Origin of the sequence: Fulvivirga lutimaris (assembly GCF_009711525.1) — a bacterium.
GTDB lineage: Bacteria > Bacteroidota > Bacteroidia > Cytophagales > Cyclobacteriaceae > Fulvivirga > Fulvivirga lutimaris.
This window is the reverse complement of record NZ_SMLV01000395.1, coordinates 22,998-29,495: the sequence shown is the minus strand read 5'-3', so window position 1 is coordinate 29,495 and position 6,498 is coordinate 22,998. Positions and strand designations below refer to the sequence as shown.

8 protein-coding genes are annotated in these 6,498 nt (G+C 37.7%); all 8 read right to left on the bottom strand.

Going from position 1 to position 6,498, the window contains the following annotated elements:
- The coding region (locus E1140_RS13175; protein ID WP_185153575.1) for a NosD domain-containing protein at positions 1-739 on the bottom strand (739 nt) is incomplete at its 3' end.
- A gap of 18 nt (positions 740-757) precedes the next feature.
- On the bottom strand, positions 758-1,198 hold the full coding sequence (locus E1140_RS13170) for a nitrous oxide reductase accessory protein NosL (protein WP_155184467.1): 441 nt from the start codon (positions 1,196-1,198) through the stop codon (positions 758-760).
- Between the two features lie 6 nt (positions 1,199-1,204).
- On the bottom strand, positions 1,205-1,819 hold the full coding sequence (locus tag E1140_RS13165) for a hypothetical protein (RefSeq protein WP_155184464.1): 615 nt from the start codon (positions 1,817-1,819) through the stop codon (positions 1,205-1,207).
- Between the two features lie 82 nt (positions 1,820-1,901).
- Positions 1,902-3,863 (bottom strand): Sec-dependent nitrous-oxide reductase, encoded by a 1,962-nt coding sequence (nosZ, locus tag E1140_RS13160; protein WP_155184461.1) that lies wholly within the window; start codon positions 3,861-3,863, stop codon positions 1,902-1,904.
- A 27-nt stretch (positions 3,864-3,890) separates the two neighbouring features.
- Positions 3,891-4,463: a fasciclin domain-containing protein gene (locus E1140_RS13155; protein WP_155184458.1), complete on the bottom strand. Its 573-nt coding sequence runs from the start codon at positions 4,461-4,463 to the stop codon at positions 3,891-3,893.
- A gap of 24 nt (positions 4,464-4,487) precedes the next feature.
- On the bottom strand, positions 4,488-4,967 hold the full coding sequence (locus E1140_RS13150) for a c-type cytochrome (protein ID WP_155184455.1): 480 nt from the start codon (positions 4,965-4,967) through the stop codon (positions 4,488-4,490).
- A 91-nt stretch (positions 4,968-5,058) separates the two neighbouring features.
- Positions 5,059-5,757 carry an iron-sulfur cluster repair di-iron protein gene (gene ric, locus E1140_RS13145; RefSeq protein ID WP_155184452.1) on the bottom strand — a complete coding sequence of 233 codons (699 nt, stop codon included), beginning with the start codon at positions 5,755-5,757 and terminating at the stop codon, positions 5,059-5,061.
- A 99-nt stretch (positions 5,758-5,856) separates the two neighbouring features.
- Entirely contained in the window at positions 5,857-6,450 is a 594-nt protein-coding gene (locus E1140_RS13140; RefSeq protein WP_155184449.1) for a Crp/Fnr family transcriptional regulator, read from the bottom strand.
- Between the last annotated feature and the right edge of the window lie 48 nt (positions 6,451-6,498).

Genomic DNA, 6,498 nt, shown 5'->3' with positions numbered 1-6,498 from the left:
TGTAACTCATTTCAATCCACTTAGAAAACATAACTGCTACTCCAGCTCCATTATTCTCAAACTTGTTCTTAGTGTATTTATCGTGGTTTGAAAACATAAAATGAAGACCGTAACGGACATTGTTATGGGTGTAATTATTTTCAACAGTACTCTGATCAACAAATTCCAGATAAACACCATCACGCATTCCAGTCACTTCATTTTGTGAAATGAACATGTTATTGCAGTGCCACAAATGAATACCATTACCGGATTGGTCTTCCTTTTTGGCCGTTCCAAGCACGTGGTTATTTGAGATGATTCCATTATTTGATTTTTCCACCAATATCCCGAAAAATGCCTTTGAGATTTTATTGTCAGATATTTCTACATGAGAAGTGCCACTAACATATATTGCTGCGTAATCTTTGGTGTAGCTCCTACCGGAGTTAATAATTGAAAATCCAGATACCCTAATGCTATCTGCTAGTAGTTTCAATACATAACTACCTGCCATTCCATCAAGTATGGCTCCGGGCTCACCCCGTAACTTTATCGGTTTATTAATTTCTATACTTTCACATTCATACACACCTGACTTTACCTTAATTAAATCATGGGGCTGAGCGATAAGAATTGCCTGTTTTATAGTAGAAACTTTACAGTCCTTGCATACTTCTATGATTTGAGCATGCCCAATGTTAAGGCTGCAAGTACAATAAAGTAGAATAAAAATAGAGCGTATTGAAGAGACTAACACGGCAAATAGTTAAGGTATTTAATCATTTAATTTTCCCCTTAACTCCGCCCATGTGTAAATCTCCCCACCGAACTTCTTTTGGGTTTGGGTAACCTCTGCTGTATTCTCAAAGGCAGATAAAAATGCACCCATCGGGCTAGGAATATTTTTACTTATCAAAAAGCTGGCATTTTCCGCTTTGAAAAGTTTGCCAGGGTTAGCATAGTCTGTGACTAACATTAGATCAACAGGAGGGCGATCCCAATTCTTCAGATCGTGTACCATACACTCTATTGCATCGTATTTATAATTTCTTCCTTTTTCAGTTACCAGTTGTGCAGCGTGTTGCTTGTCAACAATTGTCATTCGGCAGAAATCACATGCATCCTGGCTATAAGAAATAGGCTGTGGCCCATTACTACAGGCACTTACAAATACGATAAAAACGAGAATTGAAAAAATATACTGAACGAATTTCATAGCTACTTAGTTAGAATTAACAGTTGTTTTTCTTCCAATGAAATATCCGGTTAACGATAGTAACATACCGATTCCAAGAAAAATACCACCAAGTCTTGGATAGGAAAACGCATCGAAATTTAATAGTTTTTTATGGCCAATAAGTGGTGGGTTGTATTTCATCGGTGATCCATCCGGATTAACAAGTTTCAAAATAGCATTTGGATTGAGGTCGGTACCATAGTCTACTAGCCATAAGTTAAAATCATAGACACCCAATGCGCCTAAAATGCCCATTACAACAAACCAGAGCAGAAACCATATAGATGAAATTTTACCAAAAAAGCCTAAACTACCTATTAGTATACCGATCACGACCATCGATAAAACTACTTTTGGAAAAACGGAGAACTCCCACATATCATCTGGCTTAGGAAGCGTTTTCATACCAATATAATGATTCAATCCATCTATATTTTGGATATCAAATTCACTTTCTCCTTGTAACCCGTTGATATGAATATTTATTCCGAGAGGGTCAGGATATTGTGGAGCGCCCAGTCTAATATTCCAGAGTGGAAAGATGAACAGTCCTAACAACAAGGCACTACCGATAATCATCAATATACTTGCCTTTTTCATTTTGATATTATTTTGGGATTAAAAAAATTTTATTAGAAATAAGAGTGGATTAAATGAATCCACTCTTATTTCTAACTGGGATTTACTCATCTAATGACCAGCTCAATTCAATATTGGAATTTGCCGGAGACACACGAATATAACCTTGCATTTCCTGATGTAACGCGGAGCAGAAATCTGTACAATAGAATGGCCATACACCTACTTTCTTAGGTTCCCAAAGAGAAGTTTTAGTTTGACCAGGCATCACTAGTATTTCAGAAGTTCCCTGTCCTATCATTGAGAAACCATGTGGTACATCAAAGTCTTGCTCGTGGTTGGTTATATGGAAGTAAACTTTGTCACCCACTTTAATACCTTCGATATTATCCGGTGTGAAATGACTTCTGATAGTAGACATATAGATGTGTACTTCATTTCCTTCTCTTACCACTTTGCCTTCTGCAGGACTCTTAATAGCATATGGGTGCATATTTTCGTCTATACGATAAATCTTTTTAGAATTATTCATAATTAGATCTGCATCACATCCAGCTGCATAGTGAGGCTCGCCATGAGTAGGAAAATCGTACAGCAACTGCATTTTTTCTCCTGAAATGTCATAGATCTGTGCAGAGTGCTCCATTTCTGGCCCTGTCGGTAAGTAACGGTCTTTTGTAATCTTGTTCATAGCTACCAAATACTTTCCATGGGGCTTTCTTGAGTTACCGCCAGGAATCATCAAGTGACCAACAGAATAGAAGGTAGGTTGTCTGTCAACTACTTCCCACGTACCTAATTTCCATTTCACTACTTCAGAAGATATAAAGAAGGTGGTATAGGCATTACCCCTTCCATCAAACTCCGTATGCAATGGACCCAAGCCACCACTTTGAACAGTGCCTGCTACAACATCTTCATATTTAATAATTGGAATACCATAAGCATCTCCGTCAAAGTTTTCAGCCTCAATAGCTGCAATCATTTTATCGAAAGAATGAACCGTGATATCCGCTGACAACTTGCCTGCGCCAATGATGTACTGACCTGAAGGATCAACATCACAACCATGAGGTGATTTAGGGGTAGGCAAGAAATAGATAGCACCAGGAATTTCAGAAGGATTAACGGTTAAAACCTCCTTCTTCATAGTAGATGTTGCAGTGTGCGTTGACTCATCGTATACATTATGAGCATAGTTGGTGGGCATTTTTGTACCTCCACCATTATTAACATATTCTTCTATCTTTTTCCAATTTACAGCAGCAATAAAATCCTTATCGTTTTGAGAGGCATTTACTTCTAACAGTGTATTTGACTCCTCTGTGTTGTAAGTAGAAAAGAAGAACCAACCATGAGATTTTCCTCTACCGGGGTGTGATAAATCATAATTAAACCCCGGCATTAACAATTGAAATTTAATGTCTAGATGTCCATGTTCCGGTTCTACGGCAATAAAAGTTAAAGCACCTTTGAAGTTACTTTTATATTCCTTAATTGGCATATCCCTCTGAGGTACGGGTACAGAAAAACGTGTACCAGCCACAACATATTCAGTATTTTCAGTGATAAACGAGGAACTATGATTACCAGCACTGTTTGGTACTTCTATAATTTCTTCAGTCTCAAATGTGCTTAGACTAATTCTGGCAATACGAGGTGTATTGTTACCATTAGCAAAAATCCATCTTCCGTCTAATTCTCCATTAGTTTGAGAGATATCAGGGTGATGTAAATCATCCCATGGTATAAAGCCAAAAGATGTATTCAACATAGGTTTAGTCTCTTCAGAGTAACCATACCCTGATGTTGGAAACTGAGAAAAAACAGGTATCTCCTTAAACATCCTACCAGAAGGCAGTCCGTATACGGTTAGGTTACCGCTGTAGCCTCCTGATAAGAATGCGTACTGCGCGTCTCTTTCACCAGGTGCTACGTAAACCTTTTCAGCAATATTGCTGCTCAAAGCGCCATTCGATGACTCACCACCCCCCTGATTACATGAAATAGTAATAAGAGTCAAGAAGGCGATCAATAAGCTATTAATTTTAATTAATGTTTTCATTTTATCGTTGGTTAATTTGATTCTTAATTATTCAGGTAAAATCACCTTATTCACTACATGAATTACTCCATTAGAGGCAGGTATAGTGGCTACTATTTCAGCTCCACCAACCGTGATTTTATCGCCATCAACAACTACCTCAAGGTAGTCTCCAGTGGCCGTATAAATCTTTCTTCCTTTAGTAGCTTCTCGTTTAAGTCCTTCTATGTCGTAAGAACCAGGAGCTGCATGCCTCGTAAGTATGGTGGCAAGCTGTGATTTATTTTCAGGCTTTAACAAATTGTCCACCGTGCCTTCAGGAAGGGCGTCAAATGCTCCATTGTTGGGTGCAAAAACAGTTAATGGACCGGCATTTACAAGCACATTTTCAATTTGTGCTGCTTGTACAGCAGCAACTAATGTCGTATGCGCTTGCGAGCCGGCCGCCACCTGTAAAATGTTCTTATCAGATACATCATCCACTACAGAGGCCTGACCTAGTGGATGGGTTTCCTCTACCACTGAGGTTTCTTCTGATTTCTCGCTTTGCTGTGGAGTACACATCATCATAAATGTGACTATTAGGCAAAGCCCTATTGAAAATATAAAGTTCTTTTTCATAATGATATTGGTTTTGATTTACTCTTATAAGGTTCTGAAATATTCAAGCACCTTTCTTGCATCATCTTCAGTTAGATTCTGGTTTGCCATAGGAGATCCATTGGCTTCTATAAGCAATTGTTTTGCTATTGCATCCTTGGTTGTCATTTCCTCAGGATTAAGAATCATATTCATAACCCATTCTGGTGTTCTTCTTTCTAAAATTCCTTTAGGCGCAGGGCCAATAAATTTCTTATCAGGTTTATGACAAGCTGAACATTTTTCTTCGAATATTATCTTACCTGCATCAACCATTTCCTGATCAACTTCTGTTAGGGTAACTGAGCTTACCGGACCAATTCCCTTATTCTCCTTCCAGTTTTTCATGGCATCTTCCGGGCTGGCTAATGTTGATGACTCTGACGCATGTTTTGCCGGAGGTAATTTTGTTTTCTCACCACCACCACAGGCTAATGTAAATGCGACTAAAAAGACTATTGAAATTTTAATTATGGAATTTTTCATTTTTGTATAATTTAATCTTGCGTAAGTTCATTATTAATTGTCTGGCTAAATGAGAGACAAATCATGATTAGTAATGATTTGTGTCAATTTTTCAAGAGTTTTCTAGTTCAATTGCCTTTGGAAAAAGTATATTGTTTTCCAAATGGATGTGCCTGTACAAATCCTTTTCAAACTCCTCAAGAAGCCTGTAGAACGCTATAAATGTAGTGCAAGCGTCCTCAGGCAATCGGTAGCTATTTGTTAATACTTTTATGTGTTTTAAAATATCTCCTGCCGTGTCATGTTCATGAAGCATAACCTCAATTGGATTACGAACACTGTTAATTGGCAATGTGAGCAATGAGGAATCACCTAACATTTGACGGATATAAGGAAATAAAATGACCTCTTCTTTATTTAAGTGAGGCATCAAATCATTTTCCAGATCATTAAGGAGACCTCTTATTTCCAAAAGCTCATTATACTTTGCTCCGTGAACTTTGGCTACTTTATCAGAATAGCTTCTTAATATAGGTAGCGACTCTCTGACATATGCATGATGCTTGCTCTCAATATGATCGATGAGCTCATCAAGCGTCATTTTTGATTCATTCTGAACCAATGGTTCACTTTCAATTCTGTTAAGCTCGCTAACAACTTCATCAAGATTGACCTGATTCTTATCGCATGAGTTGCGAAGGGAGACACCTCCTCCACAGCAGAAGTCAATACCATATTTCATAAAGACATCTGCGTACTTATAATTGGAAACCACCAGATCCCCAACTTTTTTATCTTCAATGTTTTTCATACTGCTATTGCTTTTGATTATGACTCAAAAATCAGCATCAAAGAATAGTTCTCTTATGACTTAGATCATACGCATCAAGAAAATTAAGAAGAGTATGGGTTATTTTAAGACCACCTTATGGTCATGAATGTTAAGCTCATCTTTTTGAGACAGCTGTTTGATGGTTTTTATTACTGTTTCAACCCTGAGACCGGTCATGTCCGCAATTTGCTGTCTGGTAAAAGGCACTTCAAAAGGCTCCTGCTCTTGACCATATTTATGTCTTAAATATTTCAAAACGGTTTGGATTCGATGGGCCGCAGGATACGATGAGATTTCATTGAGTATAATACCTTTATACCTTAGTCTTTTTGATAAAATGTTATTGAACTTCTTATGTATTTCAAAATTGTTCTCGAGCAGTTTAAAAAAATCCTCAGACCTCATTTTGGCAATTGATGTATCCTTAATGGTTACAGCGCTACATGGATAGGTAAACTCTCCGAAAAGCGCAGGCTCGCCAAAGCTCATCCCATTATTAAAAATTCCCTGGATAAACTCTTGCCCATCTTCGTTATAATGAGCCATTTTGACCTCGCCCTCCAAAACCTGGAAATAATAATATGCGGGCTTGCCCTGGTTAAAAATGATAGTATCCTTTGATAGATTTACTATTCTGGCATTATATTCTTCTAAAAGATTTTCTGGAATCATATCGCCTCAATTGTTACCAAATTCAACCTCATCACTTTATGAACATTC